The organism is Kiloniella antarctica (genome assembly GCF_042682825.1).
Taxonomy (GTDB): domain Bacteria; phylum Pseudomonadota; class Alphaproteobacteria; order Kiloniellales; family Kiloniellaceae; genus Kiloniella; species Kiloniella antarctica.
The window spans coordinates 170,804-191,872 of sequence record NZ_JBHUII010000011.1 but is presented as its reverse complement, the minus strand read 5'-3'; the positions used below and the strand labels follow the sequence as shown (position 1 = coordinate 191,872).

Sequence of the window (21,069 nt, the reverse complement as noted above, 5' to 3'; positions counted from 1 at the left end):
AGAAGCACCGCATAATAGCTGGTTGAGAAGCTCTTCAAAAGCCCTTTGGTGATTAAATTAGATCATTTTTCTTTTTATTATGTCTGCACTCCAGATCCGTACTTCCTTATCTAACTCAATAATTTTTTCAAGAGTATCATGGGAAGGCGTAACAAAATCTGTAATCGCTTTTTCAACCATCACTGAAATTGCAGAAAATGATATATTTTTCTTTAAAAAATTATCAACAGCAACTTCATTTGCAGCATTAAAAATAACGGTCTTTTCTTCTTTTAAAGCACGTCTAGCCAAGTTTAACGCAGGAAACCGTTCGCAATCAGGATTTTCAAAAGTCAAAGTAGCAACCTCTGCCAAATCGAGCTGCTTAACAGGTGTATGAATACGTTCGGGCCAGGCAAGAGCACAAGCAATTGGCGTCCGCATATCAGGATCGCCCAATTGCGCCAAGACAGAACCATCGACATAACTTACCATCGAGTGAATTATGGATTGTGGGTGTACCAGTACTTTAATTTTATTCTCAGGAAGGTCGAATAAATACGCCGCTTCAATCAACTCAAGCCCTTTGTTAACCATGGACGCAGAATCAATTGAAATTTTAGAGCCCATATCCCAGTTTGGATGAGCCAAAGCCTGTTCAGGAGTAACGTTAGCCATTTGAGATGCACTATAAAGTCGAAAGGGTCCTCCAGAAGCCGTTAACGTAATATGTTCAATTGCAGCCCGGTTTTCACAATCAAAGACCTGAAAGATCGCATTGTGCTCAGAATCAACCGGTAACAGTTTGGCTCCGTGTTTCTCAACCTCATGAACCATCAAATCTCCAGCACAAACTAACGCCTCTTTATTGGCCAATAATATCGTTGCACCGCGCCTAATTGCGGTAAGTGTTGGTGCCAACCCTGCAAACCCAACGATAGCCGCCATAACCATGTCAGAAGGCCGGATTGCGGCTTCAAGAATTGCTTCCGGACCCGCCCCAACTTCGATACCAGTACCAGAGAGCGCTAATTTTAATTCATTATACTTATTGGAGTCAGCCACAACAGCCAATTTGGCGTTTAGCTCAACTGCCTGCTTAGCTAACAGCTCAACGTTTCTATTCGCGGTTAACGCCTCAACAATAAACAGTTCAGGAGACCTCTTGAGCAAATCAACGGTACTCTTACCAACAGAACCTGTCGATCCCATCACAGTAATAGATCGCGGTGACCTTAAAATACCCGCTGCTTGATGAGGGAATACATTATTAGAAAGCATCAAAAACCTATTCCAGAACTAAAAAATGTGTAACCCGCTACAACAATTGAACAAGCCAGTAATCCGTCAACTCGATCAAACAATCCCCCATGGCCAGGAATTAGTTTACTGGAATCTTTGGCATCAAATGTTCGCTTTACATGTGATTCAAAAAAATCACCCGCCTGTGACACCACAGCTAGTAATGCGCCTGCGATCGCAAGTTCCCATCCGGCAAAATTATTGATCCATTGTGCAAACACATAACTGACGATGGCAGCTGATACCATTCCCCCAAAAAGACCAGACCAAGTTTTATTGGGACTAATGGCGGGCGCAATCTTAGGTCCGCCAAATTTACGCCCCGAAAAATATGCGCCGATGTCGGTTGCCCACACAACAAAGAGAACCCAAAAAATTGTGTACAGGCCACTTTCGGAACTATTTCGTATCCACAATAAAGAAAGAGAACTCATTGATATATATAAAGAACCGAACACATACCACAAAGTATTTTCAGTATCTCGGTAAACAGTTAGCTTCAACGCGAGAAAAACGCACGTTGCAACAAAAGTTATTAGTAAAGCTAATTGGAAGTGCCCCAGAACACCTATTAAAATTACACTCGTAACAGATGCAATCAGTAGTAAGCCCAATCGTTCTAAAGAACCACGGCCACATAAATTAGCCCACTCCCAAGCGAGAATGCACGCACAAAAAAGGATCAGAGTGCTACTATAGAGCCCACCAAAGTATACTGCCGCTAACACTGGCGGCCCGAGGACGATTGATGATAGAAACCTTATCAGCAGATCGCTTTTCTTTTTAGGCTGTTTCGGCTGCGGATCCATAACGTCGGTCACGTTTTTGGTACTCCTCAATGGCAAACAGAAGATCTTGTTTTGAAAAATCAGGCCAGTTTTTTTCAACAAAAACCATTTCACTATAGGCCAGTTGCCACAAAAGGAAATTACTGATCCTCATCTCTCCGCTTGTACGGATAAGAAGGTCTGGGTCCGGAATATCGTTGGTGTATAATTCATTTTCGAACAGATCAGAAGTAATTTCATCCGGATCAAGAGAGCCCGACTTTACTTTATTGGCTATATTTCGAGTAGCTTCAACAATCTCCTGGCGCCCGCCATAGCTTAGAGCCATGATCACAGTCAATTTATCATTACTCGACGTCTGACGTTCAGCCTCTTCAATCAAAGCAACGATATCATTCGCCAAACGAGATCTGTCACCGATGACTTTTAATTTAATCCCGGCCTCATGAAATGTTGCAAGTTCGCTTTGAAGATAGCGACGCAACAATCCCATAATATCATTGATTTCATTTTGCGGTCGATTCCAGTTTTCAGAAGAAAAACTGTAAAATGTCATATAGGGAACACCAATATCAATTGCTGCCTTTAACAGCTCTCGCAGAGCTTCAGCCCCCTTACGGTGACCGAAAGCGCGCGGTAAATGCCGCGCCTTTGCCCACCTGCCATTACCATCCATAATGACAGCAATATGATTTGGTATTCCCTTGATCATCGCTTTTCTTTTAAAACCACCCAGGATTAAACCTGCATGATTTCTTCTTCTTTCTGTACTGTAATTTCATCAATAGTTTTGATATGAGAATCAGTCAAAGTTTGAATTTTATCGCTCCAGACATGCATTTCGTCTTGAGAAAGATCCCCATCTTTTTCCATTTTCTTTAAAGTTTCCATACCATCACGACGGACGTTTCTGACTGCAATTTTCCCTTGCTCAGAATACTTGCCCGCAATTTTGGTTAACTCTTTACGACGCTCTTCTGAAAGCGGAGGCAGAGGAACACGAACCAATTGCCCGTCTGGAGATGGATTTAGTCCGAGACCAGAGTTACGGATTGCTTTTTCAACAGCACCAACCATTGACTTATCCCAGACCTGAACGGCAAGCATCCGAGGGTCAGGTACAGTAACTGTGCCAACCTGTGTCAGAGGCATAGCCTGCCCATAAGCTTCGACCATGATGCTATCAAGCAGCGCAGCGGATGCACGTCCAGTTCTCAGTCCAACAAATTCCTTACGGAGGGCATCAAGTGCTCCATCCATACGTCGTAACAAATCTTTTATGAGGGCATCTTGCGACACAGCCTATCCCCTTCTTACTGAATAATTGTGAAACAACCATTTCCGCTAACGGCCTTAGCGAAAGATCCTGTTTCGTAAATAGAAAACACTATAATCGGTATATTATTTTCACGTGTAAGTGCAATAGCAGAGTGATCCATAACCCCGATATCATCGGTAAATACTTTTCTGTACGAAAGAGTGTCATACCGTGTAGCTTCAGAATCTTTTACTGGATCAGCAGTATAAACACCATCTACTTTTGTACCCTTCAAGAGAACTTCACATCCCATTTCTGAAGCACGCAATGCAGCAGCTGTATCCGTAGTAAAGTAAGGATTACCTGTACCAGCACCAAAAATCACAACGCGGCCTTTTGCCAAATGCCTTTCAGCCCGTCTGCGAATATATGGCTCCGCGACAGTTTCCATAGGAATAGCTGTTTGAACACGTGTTGGTACGCCAACCTGTTCCAGTGCATTTTGCATGGCCAAGGAATTCATAACAGTCGCCAGCATTCCCATGTAATCAGCTGTTGAACGCTCCATACCAGCAGCTGCCCCAGATAACCCACGGAAAATATTTCCACCGCCAACAACGATACAAACCTCAATCCCGAGCTCAACAACTTCTTTTATATCAAGGGCGATTTGGTTGACCGTTTCAGGATCAAGACCAAACTGTCCCTTACCCATCAAGGCTTCACCAGAGAGCTTCAAAAGAACGCGTTTATATGGGGGCGTGTCTGTCACAGATATCTCCTAATTTCCACGTACTTTTGATTGTCAAAAAAACTCGCATATCTACTTACTCATAGAATGTGCTCGAAAGATGACTACCATAGTGGAATCTTGTGATTTTGAATACAAAAATGGCCACGACCTGTCCGAATTAATCTGACAAGTCGCGGCCATCTTTAAATAACTTAATTACCGAGTGTCGCAGCCACTTCAGCAGCAAAGTCTTCTTCTTTTTTCTCGATGCCTTCACCAAGCTGGTAACGAACAAAACCAGTTAGTTTAACAGGAGAACCAAGGTCTTTTGCAAAAAGCTCTACAGCTTTACCAACAGTGTTTTCACCATCGATAACATAACCTTGTTCAAGCAAGCATACTTCTTCGTAGTACTTACGAAGACGGCCAACCAGCATTTTCTCGATGATCTCTTCTGGCTTACCAGATGCACGAGCTTGATCAGAAAGAACTTCTTTTTCACGCTCAAGAGCCGTTACATCAACGGAATCACGATCCAAAGCCTGTGGATTAGCCGCCGCAACATGCATCGCAACTTGCTTGCCAAAAGCTTCAAGCTTAGCGGCATCACCAGCAGATTCAAGCGCAACCAAAACACCAATCTTACCAAGACCAGGAGCGGTCTGATTGTGGATATAGGAAGCAACAACACCTTCACTCACTTCAAGAGAAGCAGTACGGCGAAGGCTCATGTTTTCGCCAATAGTAGCGATGCGTTTTGTAAGTGCGTCAGCTACAGTACCATCTTCGCCAGGGAAGGCAGCATTTGCAAGAGCTTCAATGTCACCATTGACAGTCATTGCTTGTTGAGCAACAGAAGCCACAAAAGATTGGAACTGCTCATTACGAGAAACGAAGTCAGTTTCAGAATTAACCTCAACAACAGCACCTTTAGCGCCAGAAGTTGAAACGGCAACAAGACCTTCAGAAGCAACGCGACCAGATTTTTTCGCAGCGGCCGCTAGGCCTTTTTTACGAAGCCAATCAACAGCAGCATCGACATCACCATCAGTTTCAGTAAGCGCTTTTTTGCAATCCATCATGCCAGCACCGGACTGATCACGAAGTTGTTTAACCAGAGCAGCAGTAATCTGGGCCATTTTCCATCTCTTTTCAGAAATTAAATATCATCTTAGATACAAACACGAGAACGGCGGCCTAGTAGCCGCCGTTCCGCATCGTTCACTTGCGAACAGCTTAAGCTTTAGCAGCTACAGCTTCTTCAGTAGGCTTCTCTTCAGAGGCAGCTTCAACAGCTGGGACCTCTTCAGCAACAGGAGCAGCTTCTGGAAGTTGCTCAACAGGAGCTTCTTCAGATGCACCAATGTCTGTACCAGATGCTGTTAATTCTTGCTGAAGACCATCAATTACTGCATCGGCAAAAAGATCACAGTAGAGGCTGATCGCACGGATGGCATCATCGTTCCCTGGAATAGGGAAAGTGATGTCAGCAGGATCAGAATTCGAATCAAGAATACCAACAACTGGAATTTTCAGTTTAGTTGCTTCTGCGATTGCCAGGTGTTCCTTATTTGTGTCGATAACAACGATCACATCTGGAATACCACCCATTTCCTTAATACCACCGAGAGCACGCTCTAGTTTGTCGCGCTTACGTGTAAGATTAAGAAGTTCTTTCTTAGTCAAGCCACCCTGATTGTTTTCGAGGCGCTCATCGAGATCCTTCAAAAGACGAATAGAGTTCGAAACCGTTTTCCAGTTAGTCAGCATACCGCCGAGCCAACGATGGTTAACATAGTACTGACCACAGCGTTTAGCTGCTTCAGCCATTTTCTCACTAGCTTGACGTTTTGTTCCAACGAACAGAACGCGACCACCACCGGCCACAACTTCACGTGTAAAGGCTAGGCCTTTATGCAGCATAGGAACTGACTGCTCAAGATCGAGAATGTGAATGCCATTACGAGCGCCAAAAATGTACTGAGACATCTTTGGGTTCCAGCGACGGGTTGTGTGACCAAAGTGAACACCAGCTTCTAGAAGCTGACGCATTGTAAAAGTAGGAAGCGCCATAGAATAAAACCTTTTCTCTTCCGGTTAAACTTCCGCAGACCGTAATCTCCACTTAACAGTAGAAACACCAGAAACAGCGATTGGATAAACCAACCCCGTTAAGCCCGCGTGTTTTATTAGTAATGCTGCGGGTGATACTCCCCTACAGCAACGGATGCAAGTCTTTTCTCGTACAAAATCATAAACGAGAATAAATCCTTACACCTCTTCCAAGTCAATACCTTCGACCGCCTTGATTGCCTGACGAATTGATGGCGAAACAGTATACCCTTTTGGAAGCTCAAGTTCTAGCTCTTGTCCATCGTTTAAACCAAGGACAATCGATATCCTTCCCCTACCAGGTACAGAATGTTGATCGAGAATAGTTTTTAAGGGCTCCAAAGGACTTTCGCTACTTATATATAACTTTAACCCCGTATCAGTTAGAGAAGCAGCTTCATCTAGAGGCTTAACAGCTTGCAGCAAGAATCGAGGTTCATCATCATCAGGCTTAACTTCACCAGTTAAGGAGACAAGAAGCGGCACATTACTTTCCAAAACTTCCCGACTAGCCACTAAAACATTCGAGAAAACCATTGCTTCAATCGTGCCAAAAGCATCCGAAATTTGAACAAAAGCAAACTTGGATCCTTTTTTAGAGATCCGTTCTTGCTTGCCCAAAACAATTGCCCCAATTTTAATTGGTCCACCCTGGCCTTTATTATTCTTCGTTTGCTGGATAGCCTCTTGAATATTGATAGCTCTTAATCTTTTTAAAATCTGTTCATAGGTGTCGATAGGATGGGATGATAAATAGAACCCAATGGCATCAAACTCATGCTTCAATCGTTCAAGCTCAGGCCAGTCTGGAACTTTAGGTAAGGAAAGTTCAATCAGGGGACCGCTATCACCACCCCCGAACAAATTAACTTGATTACTGTTTCTCTCTTGAGCCGCTGCAGAAATATTTCGTACAATATTCTCTGCGCCGAGATAAACCTTTTGGCGATTATCCATCAAGCTATCAAAAGCCCCTGCTTTAGACAGGTTTTCAATCAACCTCTTATTGATCGTCTTAGCATCAACTCTTGCCACAAAATCCGTTAAATCCTTAAACGACCCATTCAAGCTACGTTCATTGGTTATATTTTCAATAGCCAACTCACCAACATTTTTTACAGCGGCCATTGCATAGCGGACAGCCTTGCTCCCATCCTCCTGAGTTTCCACCATAAACTCTGCATATGAACTATTAATATCAGGCACCAGAAGTGGAATCTTCAAACGCGAGAGTTCTTGCCTAAAAATATTCAATTTATCCGTATTTGTCAGATCATAAGTCATGGAAGCCGCCATAAACTCGACCGGATAGTTCGCCTTCAGATATGCTGTATGATAGGCAACCAAAGCGTATGCCGCCGCGTGACTCTTATTAAATCCATATCCAGCAAATTTATTAACCTGATCAAAGATTTCATCTGCTTTTTCGGCTTTAACTTTGTTTTTAACCGCGCCCTCAACAAAAATTTTACGTTGAGCATCCATTTCTGCTTGAATTTTTTTACCCATAGCACGCCGCAGAAGATCAGCACTACCAAGCGAATAACCAGACAAGAGCTGTGCTATCTGCATGACCTGTTCTTGGTAGATCATGATCCCATAGGTCTCTTTAAGGATATCCTCGATTAATGGATGCATATAATCTGGAGTTTCTTCGCCCTTTTTCCGTCGAATATAACTTGGAATATTTTCCATTGGTCCAGGGCGGTATAGAGCCACAACCGCAATAATATCTTCAAACCTATCAGGTTTCATACGCTTCAATACATCACGCATACCCGTTGATTCCAATTGGAATACCCCGACAGCTTCCCCTTTCCCTAACAGTTCAAAAGAAGCGGGATCATCAAGCGGAACTTCACTCAGGTTAATAGGTGTACCTGCAGAACGAATAAACTCACACGCTCGCTCTAAAACTGTCAGGGTTTTAAGACCAAGAAAATCAAACTTAACCAGTCCCGCTTGTTCAACAAACTTCATATTGAACTGAGTTACAGGCATATCTGAGCGTGGATCGCGATAGAGCGGAACTAATTGATCTAACGGTCTATCACCGATCACAACACCCGCAGCGTGAGTTGAAGCGTGCCGATATAGCCCTTCAATCTTTTGTGCAACTTTTAGAAGATTATCGACGGCTTCATCGGTTCTTGCCATCTCACGTAATTGAGGCTCTTGTGCAATCGCTTCCGGTAACGATGTTGGGTTCGCTGGATTATTTGGTATCAGCTTACTAAGTCTGTCCACCTGAGGATATGGCATCTGCAGAACACGACCAACATCGCGAAGCGCAGCCTTTGCCTGAAGCTTACCAAAGGTGATAATTTGCGCAACTTTATCCCGGCCATATTTGTCTTGAACATAGGTAATTACCTTGTCCCGTTTGTCTTGACAAAAATCGATATCAAAATCGGGCATGGAGACACGTTCTGGATTAAGAAACCTCTCAAACAGCAGCCCCCATCGTAGAGGATCAAGATCCGTAATTGTTAAAACCCAGGCAACAACAGATCCCGCACCAGATCCACGTCCAGGACCAACGGGTATATTATGGTCTTTGGCCCACATAATAAAATCAGCAACGATAAGGAAGTATCCGGGAAAACCCATTTGCTCAATAATACCGAGCTCATATTCAAGGCGCTCATAATAAGGCTTTGCAAGCGCTTTACGTTCATCCTCGTCTATGCCTTCTGTGAAAACATGTCTCTTTAAACGATCTTCCAACCCGACTTCGGATAAATGCCTTAGTTCTTCAACTTCTGTACGCCCAGCTCCCGTATCAAAGGCAGGCAGAATAGGACCAATAGGCTCCACAAACCAAGAGCAACGCTTCGCAACGATAAGAGTATTTGAAATCGCTTCAGGAATATCAGCAAAAAGGCGCTTCATCTCATCTGATGATTTAAAACGATGCTCTCGTGTTAAACGACGACGTTCACTTTGCGAGACATAAGAACCCTCTGCGATACAGATCAATGCATCGTGGGGCAAGTACATGTCTTCGCCCGCGAAAAAGGCTTCATTGGTTGCGACAAGAGGAATGTTGTGCTTGTAAGCCAGATTAATAAAGCGCTCTTCTATTGCCCTTTCTTCAGGCATCCCATGACGCATAAGCTCGATATACAGCCGATTGGAAAAAATTTCTGATAGCTTTACCAGAGACGCTTCGGCTTCACTGTCACGATTTTCGAGCAATTGCCGACCGACAGCCCCTTTAGGACCAGCAGTAAGAGCAATAAGGCCGTCGTGGCATCTAGCCAGATCTTCCATTTTTATCTGAGGGGTAAGCCCGGTTTCCGTTTCCATATAGGCACGAGAAATCAGGTACATCAGGTTCATGTAGCCCTTCTGGCTTTGAGCCAAAAGTACAAGTTGATCAGGTTCCGGAGCAATAGCACCAGTGCGTTGATCCGCATCTTCCCTACAAACCAGAATTTGTGTTCCCAAAATAGGCTGTACGCCTGCGGCTTTAGCTGCGAGGGAAAACTCAAGTGCCCCAAACATATTATTGCTGTCGGTCATCGCCGCAGCAGGCATATCATGCTTTTTGCACAGTTCGACCAGTTCCTTGGCTTTGATCGCGCCCTCAGAAAGAGAATAAGCCGAGTGAACTCGCAGGTGAACAAAATCAGCAAACGCCATGAAACTACCCCAGTGTAAGCTCAATTATTGAGCTAAATAATCTTAACCATTCATACTCCAACCAAGGTGGACTATGCAAAATAAAACCCAGCATATTTTATATGCCAGGTTTTATTTTGTATTCATGTTTAACTTTTGTATCAATAAGTTAAATAGTATTTTCGACCTAAAGTCAGAGCGTAAAATCTTAACATATCTTACCACCTTCAAAGTGCAGCACTCTATCCATTCGATTGGCCAGTTCGTGATTATGTGTTGCAATCAAAGCTGTCAGACCAACGGAACGAACCAGTTTCAAGAGAAGATCAAAGACACGGTTAGCTGTTTCAGGGTCAAGATTTCCTGTCGGTTCGTCCGCCAACAAAACAGTAGGCGCATTTGCCAGGGCACGGGCTATCGCCACACGTTGTTGCTCTCCCCCTGATAGCTCCCCTGGGCGATGAGCCAGTCTTTCTGAAAGCCCTACCATGTCCAGCAATTCACTTGCGCGCTTGTGTGCTTTTTTCTGTGATAAGCCAGTGATCATCTGAGGCAAAATGACATTCTCAACAGCAGAAAATTCCGGTAATAAGTGGTGATATTGGTATACGAAGCCAATGGTGTCTCTACGAAGAGCCGTTCTATGCTTGTCATTAAGAGAGGCAGAAGAAATACCGTTCACCAAAATATCGCCACTATCCGGCTTTTCCAATAACCCAGCACTGTGAAGTAAGGTCGATTTACCTGCCCCTGAAGGCCCAACAAGAGCTACTATTTCTCCGGGAACAAGGTTAAAGCTGACGTCGTTTAGAACGTGTAACTCTTTCGCCCCTTGGTGATAGGTCTTGTTAACCTTGGCAAGAGACAGTCCTTTTTCAATACTACTCATAGCGGATAGCCTCTACAGGATCCAAACGAGCCGCGCGCCAGGCAGGAAAAATTGGTGCAAGGAAAGAGAAAAATAAAGCCATACCTACGATTTGCATAACTTCCGTTGGGTCGACTACAGCAGGAAGTTTAGACAGAAAATAAATCTCTTCATCAAAAAGGTTCGTCCCGGACAAGCCTTCAAGCCATTGACGAATGGTTTCAATATTTGATGCAAATGAAAGCCCGAGAACAAAACCTGCCAAAGTGCCAAATAGGCCAATAGAAGCCCCACTCAAGAAGAACACTCTCAGGATCATGCCTCGCGTTGCACCCATTGTGCGCAAAATTGCAATGTCCCGTCCCTTGTCTTTCACCAGCATTATCTGGCCCGAGACAATATTGAACACCGCCACCAAAATAATGAGTGAGAGAATGAGGAACATAACATTTCGTTCAACTTGAATAGCATTGAAGAAACTTGCGTTTGATTGTTGCCAATCCTGACTGCGAAAACTTGTACCAAGTGATTGAAAGATTTCTCGACGTATCGGCGTCGTCTTTTCAACGTTATCGACAAAGACTTCGATTGTGTTCACTTGTTCAGAGAGTTCAAAGAATATTTGTGCGGCTTCAAGCGGCATATAAATAAAGCTACTATCGTATTCGTACATCCCAACGTCAAAAAGCGCAGCAATCGTATAGGCTTTTAGGCGCGGCATAGAACCAAATACGGTTACCGCGCTATTTGGAGAAATCAACGTTACTTTATCGCCAACACCTAAACGTAAATTTTGAGCAAGACGTGCCCCAATAACCACCACATTCGTGCCTTGAAAATCATCAAGTGAACCTGCAACTATTTTTTCTGCAATTAGTGCCCGAGCTTTTAAATCTTTCGGTGCCATTCCCCGTACAAGGCCACCCGTAGCCGTCCCGCTCGCAGTGACCATAACTTGCCCCTGAACCTGAGGCGTCGCACTTTTTACGCCTTGGATTTTCGAAACCCGTTCCGCAACAGTGTCATAATCTGCGATATTTCCTTCAACGCTCATCACTGCGAGATGACCATTTACACCGAGTATCCGACCAAGAAGTTCTTGGCGAAAACCGTTCATCACCGACATAACTATGATAAGGGTCGCAACCCCTAGGGCGATGCCAACGAGGGAAAATCCGGCAATAACCGATATAAACCCTTCTTTTCGACGGGAACGGAGATAGCGCAGAGCCACCAATCGTTCAAAGGCACCAAAAATCATCTACTCCCCACTCCCCGTCAATGTCAGCCGCTACTTGATTAAAGACCCAGTTTTGAAAGTGCAGCCTCGAGAGACAACTCTTCTTTTTCACCAGTCTTGCGATTTTTTAACTCAACTACGCCATTTTTAAGGCCGCGTGGTCCAATAACCATCTGCCATGGAACACCGATGAGATCCATGTCCTTAAATTTACCGCCAGCAGAAGTATCCCGATCATCATAGAGAACATCGACGTTTGCGTTGCTGAGCTTTTGATAAAGATCATCACAAGCTTTAGTACAGTCTTCGTCTTTGGCTTTTAGGTTGATCAGGCCAACTTTATAAGGTGCAATCGCTTCGGGCCAAATAATGCCATTTTCATCGTGACTTGCTTCGATAATTGCGCCGAGAAGACGGGAAACACCAATACCATATGATCCCATAAAGACAGGAACGTTCTGGCCTTCTTTATTTAATACAGTTGCCCCCATAGGCTCAGAGTACTTGGTGCCGAAATGGAAAATATGCCCGACTTCAATTCCACGACACTGCATGCGCTTGTTTTCTGGGACAGAACTTTCAAAATCTTCTTGGACGTGCATTTCATCTGTTGCCGCGTAAATGCTGGTCCAGTCATCCACAATCGACTGAAGATCACCACTGTAATCAACATCTGCTGATGGAGACGATTTTTCGATAAAATCAGAGTGACAGAAAACTTCTGACTCGCCCGTATCAGCCAGAATAAGAAATTCATGACTGAGCTTGCCGCCAATAGGCCCCGTATCTGCGACCATTGGAATGGCGCGCAAACCAAGACGATCGAATGTTCGCAAATAAGATACAAACATCCGATTATAAGAGGCTTTGGAAGATTCAAAATCAATATCGAAAGAATAAGCGTCCTTCATGAAAAATTCACGACCCCGCATCACACCAAAACGAGGACGAACCTCGTCACGGAATTTCCATTGGATGTGATAGAGGTTTTTTGGAAGGTCTTTATAGCTCTTTACCGAATTGGCAAAGATATCGGTCACCAACTCTTCATTTGTCGGCCCATAAAGCATATCGCGACCATGTCGATCTTGAATACGTAACATTTCCTTACCGTAATCATCATACCGACCAGATTTGCGCCAAAGATCAGCGGGCTGGATCGTTGGCATCAAAATTTCTAATGCTCCAGCACGGTTCTGTTCTTCCCGAACTATTTGTTCAATTTTCCTTAAGACCTTGAGGCCTAGCGGCAACCAGGAATAAATCCCCGATGTTGCTTGGCGAATCATACCAGCACGAAGCATATAGCGATGAGAGACAATTTGGGCCTCGGAAGGGTTTTCCTTCAGCGTCGGAAGGAAATAAGCAGAAAGGCGCATCTCGAGTATCCTGGAGCGTTATTGACGGTTGTACGGGCGGATTTTTCCGACATACATGCGCGGAAAATAATTTGGATCATGTATATGGGATCAGCGATCACTTGTCCATGCAAGACAATACATATCCAGATGAAGTATGATTAGATTATACCTGTATGACTAAAGAGAATAGAATCTCAAAACTATCAACACACTATTGAAGAACTGCCTATTCTTCATTTTTGACTATTTCCTGACATTTGATCGCCAACTCTCGCTGCTCTTCACTTTGAAGAGGCTGACCATTAAAAAACGAACGACCGTTTTTGTATACTTCAACGACCCCAATTTCAGCTTCGGCCCCAAAATTGGCTTTGTTCGCGGGTATATTGTAGCGCTCAAACAGATCAACAGTTATTGGAATTCGAATAACATCCGGTAGGGTTATTGGCTGTGCGTTCAAATCTGCTGGCACGACCTTTTTACCTCTTTTGGTAACACCTGGCACGTAAGTGACATCATCAGCTGGATGATGTTTGATCAATCGTGTACAGTCTTCTCGACTAATTTTTACAATAATTTTAGATGATGTATCCGAAGTTTCCTGAGCATAAACCTGATTAAAGGAAATGCTCATCGCCCCTATGACCAACAGGCACACAACACCCAAGAGTGCAGATAATTTAACAACAACCTTTGACATACTCATCACCAGACGAAAATTAAGCCCCAAACGATAAACAGCCTGAGATAAGAATAACCACAGGCTGTTTAGATACAATGAAAATTAATTCACGCATAAATATCAGTGAATTGTATCTCTTAATTCTACTCAAGTCTAATAAGGCAACTCACCAAGCGTGATTACTTTGTTCGTAATCAGATAGTAAGCAACGCCCCAGAGTACCGCAGTAATTATACTCGTAATAAGCGCCTTACGACCCAACATTGGATTAGCCGGAGCAGATGGTTCATGACCGACTTCCGGATTTTCATGTGGCTTGACGCCAAAAGGTAAGGCCATGAAAAAAATCAGCCACCAAATGACAACATAGACCAATAAGCCTGTTACCCAATTCATAAATTATTCTCACCAAGTTTAGTTGCGCCCAAATAATCAGGCTTGTTCAAGTTCAACCAACGTTCCGCAAAAATCTTTTGGATGTAAAAATAAAACAGGTTTGTTGTGTGCCCCATTTTTTGGCTCTCCATCCCCAAGAATACGTGCCCCATCAGACACCAGTTTATCTCTCGCGGCGATAATATCATCAACCTCATAACATATGTGATGAATCCCCCCTGCCGGGTTCTTCTCCAGAAAGTTCAAAATGGGAGACTTGTCACCGAGAGGATAAAGAAACTCTATTTTTGTATTCGGAAGCTCGACAAAAACAACAGTTACGCCGTGTTCAGGCTGATCCATCGGATCAGTAACTTCTGCGCCCAATATATTTTTATACTGCGCAACGGCAGCTTCCAAATCAGGAACAGCAATAGCCACATGGTTTAATCTGCCGATCATCTCGAGCTCCCTCTATTCAAAAAAGTCATCCAAACGTATGATATGAACATTCGTTACCGGTTTTTTTCCGTAACGCTTATTACAATGACGGCGCACTGCACGACTAACAACTTCACGCACAACCTCATCTCGTTTCATATCTGTTTTTTTGAGTAATTTTATAGCGCCTTTTATAGCCTGCATTGTTTCTTTGAAATCATCGGGCTCATCATCAAGGTCAATAACTCCTTGAATACTTAATTGAGGTGTCACTGCCAATTTAAAGTCTTCATCAATAACAAGCGTTACAACAGCAGAGCCATTATACATCATCTTTTGACGGGTGACGATAATAGGGCTGTCCAAAGGAACCAAACGACGGGATTCAATCGCCAACAATCCACAATTTACTTCGGAAATTTTACCCGGTTTACCTGGTGCAAGGCGGATGAGGTCACCATTTTTGGCAACGATTTGCGTTTCGACACCACATTCACCAGCAAGTTTTGCATGCGCCCGAAGGTGACGAGCTTCGCCGTGTACTGGAATCGATATTTTCGGCTGCACCCATTCATAGAGTTTTTTCACTTCTTCTTTTCCGGGGTGACCAGAAACATGAACATGCTCATCTTTATCCGTTACAATACGAACCCCAAGTTCAGACAGGTTGTTTTGTAAATTATAGATTGATGTTTCATTACCCGGAATGATACGTGAAGAAAAAATAATCGTATCTTCTTCTTCAAGATAAACATTCTTAAAACCGTCAGTAGACAAGCGTGATAGAGCTGAACGTGGCTCCCCCTGACTTCCGGTACAAAGAACGACGACTTCGCTACGAGGCGTATAAGAGAACTCTTCTTCGGATAATAAAGGCGCTACACTTTGTAGATAACCATTTTCACGTGCCGCAGAGTAAATTCTATGCATGGAGCGACCAAGTAGGACAACTCGGCGACCGCAAATTTCAGCAGCCTTCATCACAGATTCAACCCTGGCCACGTTACTGGCAAAACAAGTAACCGCGACCCGACTGGTGCATTTAGACATAACCTCAATCAAACCATTACGGACTGAGGCCTCTGAGCCAGACTCGCTAGAAGACATTACATTTGTTGAATCACTTACCATCGCCAAAATGTCTTCATCTGCCAGAGCTTGCAGACGTTTTTTGTCATAATGCGGTCCAACCAAAGGCTCAGGATCGAACTTCCAGTCCCCGGAATGAAATACAGTGCCACAAGATGTGCGAATTAACAGAGATGTTGGCTCAGGAATGGAATGGGTCATAGACACCAATTCGATATCAAACGGACCAACAGAGAAGCTACCTCCAACTGGTATCACCGTAATTTCTGCCTGATCTTCCAAACCAGCTTCAACAAGTTTTGAATAAACCATTGATTTGGTAAAAGGCGTACAGTAAATCGGGCACCGTAAATCAGCCCACAGATGTGGGACCGCTCCAATGTGATCTTCATGGGCGTGGGTTAAAACCAGCCCGACAAGATTTTCACGTTGATTAGCAATAAAGGCTGGATCAGGCATAATAACATCAATGCCTGGGAACTTGCCGCCATCAGCAAAAGATATACCCAGATCAACCATCAACCACTTACCATTATGGCCATAGAGGTTGAGGTTCATACCAATCTCGCCCGTCCCACCTAAGGGTAAGAACAATAGTTCATCTTTTTTGGGGACCACCGATTTACTCATAATTTTATACCTAATTTATTTCTTCTGGGTATTGAGCTCATAAATAGCAATCAATCCACGAAGAGTTACGTCTTTATCAATGTGATCAATCACATCTGTTGCTTTGATGAAAAGTTGAGCCAACCCACCCGTCGCAACGACAGTCATAGGTTTCCCATACTCATCTTTAATTCGTTTGACCATGCCCTCGACCATTGAGATATAGCCCCAGAATATCCCAGATTCCATTGCAGGAATTGTAGCTTTACCAATGATCTTATCAGGCCGTTTAATATCAATTCTTGGAAGCTTTGCAGACGCCATATAGAGAGCATCAACGGAGAGGTTTACCCCCGGTGCGATAACACCGCCCTCATAAGCACCATCGCCACCGACAATATCAAAGGTCGTGGCCGTTCCAAAATCAATCATGATCAGGTTACCACCATAACGCTGATAACCAGCCACAGCATTTACCAAGCGGTCGGCACCTGCTTGTTCAGGTAAATCAATTCGAACTTCAAGCCCGAGGTTAATTTTGCCCAACTCGACCATCAATGGCTTACAATTAAAATAGCTTTTACAAAGTGAAGTCAGATTATAATTTGATGCAGGAACAACGTTGGCAAGAATAGCACCAGATATATCTTCTGGTGCTATTCCTTTAAGTGCCATCAGTTGTGTCAGCCAAACCGCATATTCATCAGAAGTTTTCTTGCTGTCGCTTGTGGCGCGCCAATAGCCTTTTTGCTCATTGCCATCATACACTGCAAAAACGACATTGGTGTTTCCAGAATCAATTACAAGTAACATCGCTCATCTCTATTTATGATCCAATTTATGACTTTGTGAAAAAGACATCGCCAGCAGTAATCAAACGTTGCTTTCCATTATCCAAATCCAGATCTAACGCACCATCTTTATCTATTGTAACAAAACGACCCGACAGGGTTTCTCCAGGAAGTCGAACATAAATCTTTTTGCCAAGTCCATGGGCCTGATCCAGCCAGGCGGCTCTTACAGCAGCAAAGCCATCTTTGTTCCATAGTTTGTACCAAGGGTCAAAATTATTGAGAAAAGCTTTCAACATTTTACCCGGATGGGGCGTATTCTGATTGATTTGTTCAAACAAACTGGTTGCAGGGTACCTTGCATCATCGGGATAATTTTTGAGGTTCACCCCTATTCCCATGATCAAATATTCAAGTTCTGCAGAAGGTCTGGCCTTACTCTCCAGAAGTACCCCGGAAACTTTCTGTCCTTCGATAAGCACATCATTGGGCCATTTAAGGCTTAGTTTAATGTCAGGCGAAAAGTGACGAATGGCATCGGCCAATGCCAGTGAAGCAACAAAACTTAAGTTTGCAGCCTCTGCTATAGGAACTCTGGGGCGTAGCAACAATGAAAAGTACAGGTTACCTTCAGGACTCACCCAAGTTCGCCCCTGTCGCCCCCTGCCTGCAGATTGACGAAGGGCCCAGACGACTGTGCCGTCCTGGGCCCCTTGTTCAGCAAGAAGGCGGACTTCGTCATTGGTGCTTCCAACTTCATCTCTGCTGTGCAGATTAAACAAAGGTGGCAGCGTTAAGGACGAAGAGCCCTTCATAATACCATTACCCGACAAAAAGTGCCGAAGCTGCTACTGCCGCCCCGTCCATAATTGGGGTAGAAAAAAGGATAAAGAAAACAACAAAGGCAGTTGATACTGTCAATACGAATGTCATTTCTCCACCGATTGGCTTGTCAAAAGACGTACTCGGTTCATCAAAATACATCACTTTGATGATACGGAGGTAATAAAACGCTCCGATCACTGACGTTAAAATACCGATGACGGCAAGCGTTGTAAGCCCTGCGTTAACGGCAGCAGCAAAGACAACGTACTTCGCAAAAAATCCTGCCAAGGGAGGAATACCCGCCATGGAAAACATAAAGATGGTAAGAGCAAAAGCCATCATTGGGTTAGTTTTACTCAACCCTTTTAGATCATCAATATTTTCAACCATGGTTCCTTTTTGGCGCATGCTCAGAATGCAGGCAAAAGTCCCCATATTCATGAAAATATAAATGGTCATATAGATAATAAGACCTGTAATACCTTCTTGCGTACCCGCAGCAAGACCAACCAGCGCAAAACCAATGTTACCGATCGAACTATAAGCCATCAGACGTTTGATGTTTGTCTGCTTGATTGCAGCCAATGACCCCAAAATCATAGAAGCCAACGCAACGAAAACGATAATCTGTTGCCATTCGCTTACAAGAGAACCAAAAGGATCGCTGAGCAAGCGGGCAAAGAGCGTAATCGCCGCAACTTTAGGTGCAGAAGCAAAAAATGCTGTAACAGGTGTCGGTGCGCCTTCGTACACATCTGGTGTCCACATGTGGAATGGAACCGCCGAAATTTTGAAGGCAATCGCAGCACACACAAATACCAAGCCTACAATGAGACCTATTTGTGGAGTTTGATCAGCACTCGCCGCAGCAGATAATACATTACCAAGAATGTCGAAATCGGTTGTTCCCGTAAACCCGTAGATCATTGAACAACCGTAAAGCAGCATTCCAGAAGACAAGGCCCCTAGTACGAAATACTTCAACCCAGCTTCCGAAGAACGTAGGTTTTCCCGACGGATCGCAGCGATGACATAGAGTGCAAGGCTTTGAAGTTCCAAACCGACGTAGAGTGACATCAGATCATTTGCTGAAATCATCATCAGCATACCCAGTGTCGAAAGAACCATAAGTACCGGGATTTCAAACTTGGCCATTCCTTCACGTTCAACAAAACGTTGGGTCATGAGAATACCAAATCCAGATGCCACAAGGACAACCAATTTCATATAGTCGCCATAGGCATCTACAATAAATAATCCTCCGAAAGCGGTACTTGCTGGACGATCACCAAGGAAAATAAGTCCAAATGCAACTGCCAAAACAGCAACGGCCATCGCGGAAACAAAGCTGGCAGTATTTTTACCTGCATATGCCCCATACATCAAAAGAACCGTAGCTGCACATGCCAGGAAAATTTCGGGCAAAGCCAGTGATAGATCTGTTGTGATCATCTTGATAGCCCCTTACTGACCAAAGACCTGCGCAAACATTGGCGCGGCATTAGAGGCTGCGATTGCAGTCTCATAGTTAAGAACGAGATTACTCACAGAAGCGGACATCACATCAAGGAAACTTGGTGGATAAATCCCCATCCAAAGAGTGAGAATAATCAAAGGAGCAAAAATAACTTTTTCACGAAGGCTAAGGTCCATCAAGGACTTCAGATCGGCTTTTTCAAGTTTGCCAAAGATAACTCTGCGATAAAGCAATAGCATGTAAGCAGCGCCAAGAACCATACCTGTAGCAGCCAAGGCAGCAACCCAAGTGTTGGCTTTAAAAGCGCCAACAAGAACAAGGAATTCACCGACGAAACCACCAGTCCCCGGAAGACCAACTGAGGCCAGCATAAAAACCATGAACAACAGCGCATAAACAGGCATACGTTCAACGACGCCACCGTAGCTTGAAATCATACGCGTGTGCATCCGGTCATAAACAACACCGACACATAAGAACAGTGCTGCAGATACCACCCCGTGAGAGAGCATCTGATAAATCGCGCCTTCAATACCTTGCTGATTGGCTGCAAAGATCCCGATGGTTACAAAGCCCATATGCGCCACCGAAGAATAAGCGATTAGCTTCTTCATATCTTCTTGAGCAAGAGCCACCAAAGACGTGTAAATCACGGCAATGATAGACAAAGCGTATATCATTGGCGTGAAATACACAGACGCATCAGGCATCATTGGCAATGAGAAGCGTAAGAAGCCATAGGCCCCCATCTTAAGAAGAACACCCGCCAGAATAACAGAACCAGCTGTTGGTGCTTCTACGTGAGCATCAGGCAGCCATGTATGAACAGGCCACATTGGAACTTTCACTGCAAAGGAAGCAAAGAAAGCGATCCAGAGCCATTTTTGCATATCCAGAGGGAAATCATAGGAAAGCAATTCTGTAATGTCTGCCGTACCAGCCTCATAGTACATCGCCAAAATAGCGACAAGCATAAGAACTGAACCTGCTAAAGTATAAAGGAACAATTTAAAGGCTGCGTATACCCGACGTGCCCCACCCCAAATTCCGATGATCAGGAACATTGGGATCAAAACACCTTCAAAGAAGATGTAGAAAACAACGATATCCAAGGCACAGAACATACCGACCATCATGGTTTCCAGAATAAGGAAAGAAACCATGTATTCTTTAACTCGGGTTTTAACAGGTCCCCAGGAAGAAAGAATACAAATTGGTGTCAACAGTGTCGATAGAAGAACAAACAGGACAGAAATCCCGTCAACTCCCATACGATAGGTCAAGCCCAGGGACGGCATCCATTCAACTTCTTCAACAAATTGAAATTCAGCCGTGCCGCGCTCAAAGCCCGTCCAAAGCAGAAGTGAAACAACAAAAGTGACGCCAGAAACCCAGATGGCAACCCATCGAGAATTCTTAGCAACAGCTTCTTCGTTATCACCACGGATTAAAAGGATGAACAAAGCACCAAGAAGCGGTGCGAAGGTCACGATGGAGAGAATATGATCTTGCATA

General features: G+C 44.1%; 19 protein-coding genes. All 19 read right to left on the bottom strand.

Annotated features, from left to right (window positions below; genetic code table 11):
* Positions 1 to 57: 57 nt before the first annotated feature.
* Positions 58 to 1,260, bottom strand: a complete 1,203-nt coding sequence (locus tag ACFSKO_RS16925; RefSeq protein WP_380253807.1) for a 1-deoxy-D-xylulose-5-phosphate reductoisomerase — start codon at positions 1,258 to 1,260, stop codon at positions 58 to 60.
* Positions 1,260 to 2,102 (bottom strand): phosphatidate cytidylyltransferase, encoded by an 843-nt coding sequence (locus tag ACFSKO_RS16920; protein WP_380253805.1) that lies wholly within the window; start codon positions 2,100 to 2,102, stop codon positions 1,260 to 1,262. The genes ACFSKO_RS16925 and ACFSKO_RS16920 overlap by 1 nt, the downstream gene beginning before the upstream one ends.
* On the bottom strand, positions 2,065 to 2,781 hold the full coding sequence (locus ACFSKO_RS16915) for an isoprenyl transferase (RefSeq protein WP_380253803.1): 717 nt from the start codon (positions 2,779 to 2,781) through the stop codon (positions 2,065 to 2,067). Before ACFSKO_RS16915 ends, ACFSKO_RS16920 begins: the two co-directional genes overlap by 38 nt.
* A 26-nt stretch (positions 2,782 to 2,807) precedes the next feature.
* The gene (gene frr / locus ACFSKO_RS16910) at positions 2,808 to 3,329 is read right to left on the bottom strand and encodes a ribosome recycling factor (RefSeq protein WP_380254446.1); all 522 of its coding nucleotides are present in this window, start codon (positions 3,327 to 3,329) and stop codon (positions 2,808 to 2,810) included.
* Positions 3,330 to 3,382: 53 nt separating this feature from the next.
* Positions 3,383 to 4,099 carry a UMP kinase gene (pyrH, locus tag ACFSKO_RS16905; protein WP_380253801.1) on the bottom strand — a complete coding sequence of 239 codons (717 nt, stop codon included), beginning with the start codon at positions 4,097 to 4,099 and terminating at the stop codon, positions 3,383 to 3,385.
* 173 nt (positions 4,100 to 4,272) lie between these two features.
* Positions 4,273 to 5,199: a translation elongation factor Ts gene (gene tsf, locus ACFSKO_RS16900; protein ID WP_380253799.1), complete on the bottom strand. Its 927-nt coding sequence runs from the start codon at positions 5,197 to 5,199 to the stop codon at positions 4,273 to 4,275.
* A 97-nt stretch (positions 5,200 to 5,296) separates the two neighbouring features.
* Positions 5,297 to 6,133: a 30S ribosomal protein S2 gene (rpsB, locus tag ACFSKO_RS16895; RefSeq protein WP_380253797.1), complete on the bottom strand. Its 837-nt coding sequence runs from the start codon at positions 6,131 to 6,133 to the stop codon at positions 5,297 to 5,299.
* Positions 6,134 to 6,331: 198 nt separating this feature from the next.
* Complete coding sequence (gene dnaE / locus ACFSKO_RS16890; protein WP_380253795.1) at positions 6,332 to 9,817, bottom strand: DNA polymerase III subunit alpha; 3,486 nt, start codon at positions 9,815 to 9,817, stop codon at positions 6,332 to 6,334.
* Between the two features lie 187 nt (positions 9,818 to 10,004).
* Positions 10,005 to 10,685: an ABC transporter ATP-binding protein gene (locus ACFSKO_RS16885; RefSeq protein WP_380253793.1), complete on the bottom strand. Its 681-nt coding sequence runs from the start codon at positions 10,683 to 10,685 to the stop codon at positions 10,005 to 10,007.
* The gene (locus ACFSKO_RS16880; RefSeq protein ID WP_380253791.1) at positions 10,678 to 11,925 is read right to left on the bottom strand and encodes a lipoprotein-releasing ABC transporter permease subunit; all 1,248 of its coding nucleotides are present in this window, start codon (positions 11,923 to 11,925) and stop codon (positions 10,678 to 10,680) included. Before ACFSKO_RS16880 ends, ACFSKO_RS16885 begins: the two co-directional genes overlap by 8 nt.
* 38 nt (positions 11,926 to 11,963) lie before the next feature.
* Positions 11,964 to 13,283 carry a proline--tRNA ligase gene (gene proS / locus ACFSKO_RS16875; protein ID WP_380253789.1) on the bottom strand — a complete coding sequence of 440 codons (1,320 nt, stop codon included), beginning with the start codon at positions 13,281 to 13,283 and terminating at the stop codon, positions 11,964 to 11,966.
* 208 nt (positions 13,284 to 13,491) lie between these two features.
* On the bottom strand, positions 13,492 to 13,965 hold the full coding sequence (locus ACFSKO_RS16870) for a hypothetical protein (protein WP_380253787.1): 474 nt from the start codon (positions 13,963 to 13,965) through the stop codon (positions 13,492 to 13,494).
* A 135-nt stretch (positions 13,966 to 14,100) separates the two neighbouring features.
* Entirely contained in the window at positions 14,101 to 14,343 is a 243-nt protein-coding gene (locus ACFSKO_RS16865) for a DUF1467 family protein (RefSeq protein ID WP_380253785.1), read from the bottom strand.
* Between the two features lie 36 nt (positions 14,344 to 14,379).
* On the bottom strand, positions 14,380 to 14,784 hold the full coding sequence (mce, locus tag ACFSKO_RS16860; protein ID WP_380253783.1) for a methylmalonyl-CoA epimerase: 405 nt from the start codon (positions 14,782 to 14,784) through the stop codon (positions 14,380 to 14,382).
* Positions 14,785 to 14,796: 12 nt separating this feature from the next.
* The gene (locus ACFSKO_RS16855; protein WP_380253781.1) at positions 14,797 to 16,482 is read right to left on the bottom strand and encodes a ribonuclease J; all 1,686 of its coding nucleotides are present in this window, start codon (positions 16,480 to 16,482) and stop codon (positions 14,797 to 14,799) included.
* Between the two features lie 15 nt (positions 16,483 to 16,497).
* Positions 16,498 to 17,274 carry a type III pantothenate kinase gene (locus ACFSKO_RS16850; protein ID WP_380253779.1) on the bottom strand — a complete coding sequence of 259 codons (777 nt, stop codon included), beginning with the start codon at positions 17,272 to 17,274 and terminating at the stop codon, positions 16,498 to 16,500.
* 25 nt (positions 17,275 to 17,299) lie between these two features.
* On the bottom strand, positions 17,300 to 18,067 hold the full coding sequence (locus ACFSKO_RS16845) for a biotin--[acetyl-CoA-carboxylase] ligase (RefSeq protein WP_380253777.1): 768 nt from the start codon (positions 18,065 to 18,067) through the stop codon (positions 17,300 to 17,302).
* A gap of 7 nt (positions 18,068 to 18,074) precedes the next feature.
* Entirely contained in the window at positions 18,075 to 19,529 is a 1,455-nt protein-coding gene (nuoN, locus tag ACFSKO_RS16840) for an NADH-quinone oxidoreductase subunit NuoN (RefSeq protein ID WP_380253775.1), read from the bottom strand.
* A 12-nt stretch (positions 19,530 to 19,541) separates the two neighbouring features.
* Complete coding sequence (locus ACFSKO_RS16835; protein WP_380253773.1) at positions 19,542 to 21,068, bottom strand: NADH-quinone oxidoreductase subunit M; 1,527 nt, start codon at positions 21,066 to 21,068, stop codon at positions 19,542 to 19,544.
* Position 21,069 lies beyond the last annotated feature (1 nt).

Excerpts from the sequence above, each read along its gene's own strand:
- ACFSKO_RS16925 (WP_380253807.1), bottom strand. The coding sequence starts at position 1,260 with ATGCTTTCTAATAATGTATTCCCTCATCAAGCAGCGGGTATTTTAAGG.
- ACFSKO_RS16915 (WP_380253803.1), bottom strand. The coding sequence starts at position 2,781 with ATGATCAAGGGAATACCAAATCATATTGCTGTCATTATGGATGGTAAT.
- frr (WP_380254446.1), bottom strand. The coding sequence starts at position 3,329 with ATGGATGGAGCACTTGATGCCCTCCGTAAGGAATTTGTTGGACTGAGA.
- tsf (WP_380253799.1), bottom strand. The coding sequence starts at position 5,199 with ATGGCCCAGATTACTGCTGCTCTGGTTAAACAACTTCGTGATCAGTCC.
- rpsB (WP_380253797.1), bottom strand. The coding sequence starts at position 6,133 with ATGGCGCTTCCTACTTTTACAATGCGTCAGCTTCTAGAAGCTGGTGTT.
- dnaE (WP_380253795.1), bottom strand. The coding sequence starts at position 9,817 with ATGGCGTTTGCTGATTTTGTTCACCTGCGAGTTCACTCGGCTTATTCT.
- ACFSKO_RS16885 (WP_380253793.1), bottom strand. The coding sequence starts at position 10,685 with ATGAGTAGTATTGAAAAAGGACTGTCTCTTGCCAAGGTTAACAAGACC.
- ACFSKO_RS16880 (WP_380253791.1), bottom strand. The coding sequence starts at position 11,925 with ATGATTTTTGGTGCCTTTGAACGATTGGTGGCTCTGCGCTATCTCCGT.
- proS (WP_380253789.1), bottom strand. The coding sequence starts at position 13,283 with ATGCGCCTTTCTGCTTATTTCCTTCCGACGCTGAAGGAAAACCCTTCC.
- ACFSKO_RS16870 (WP_380253787.1), bottom strand. The coding sequence starts at position 13,965 with ATGTCAAAGGTTGTTGTTAAATTATCTGCACTCTTGGGTGTTGTGTGC.
- ACFSKO_RS16865 (WP_380253785.1), bottom strand. The coding sequence starts at position 14,343 with ATGAATTGGGTAACAGGCTTATTGGTCTATGTTGTCATTTGGTGGCTG.
- mce (WP_380253783.1), bottom strand. The coding sequence starts at position 14,784 with ATGATCGGCAGATTAAACCATGTGGCTATTGCTGTTCCTGATTTGGAA.
- ACFSKO_RS16855 (WP_380253781.1), bottom strand. The coding sequence starts at position 16,482 with ATGAGTAAATCGGTGGTCCCCAAAAAAGATGAACTATTGTTCTTACCC.
- ACFSKO_RS16850 (WP_380253779.1), bottom strand. The coding sequence starts at position 17,274 with ATGTTACTTGTAATTGATTCTGGAAACACCAATGTCGTTTTTGCAGTG.
- ACFSKO_RS16845 (WP_380253777.1), bottom strand. The coding sequence starts at position 18,067 with ATGAAGGGCTCTTCGTCCTTAACGCTGCCACCTTTGTTTAATCTGCAC.
- nuoN (WP_380253775.1), bottom strand. The coding sequence starts at position 19,529 with ATGATCACAACAGATCTATCACTGGCTTTGCCCGAAATTTTCCTGGCA.
- ACFSKO_RS16835 (WP_380253773.1), bottom strand. The coding sequence starts at position 21,068 with ATGCAAGATCATATTCTCTCCATCGTGACCTTCGCACCGCTTCTTGGT.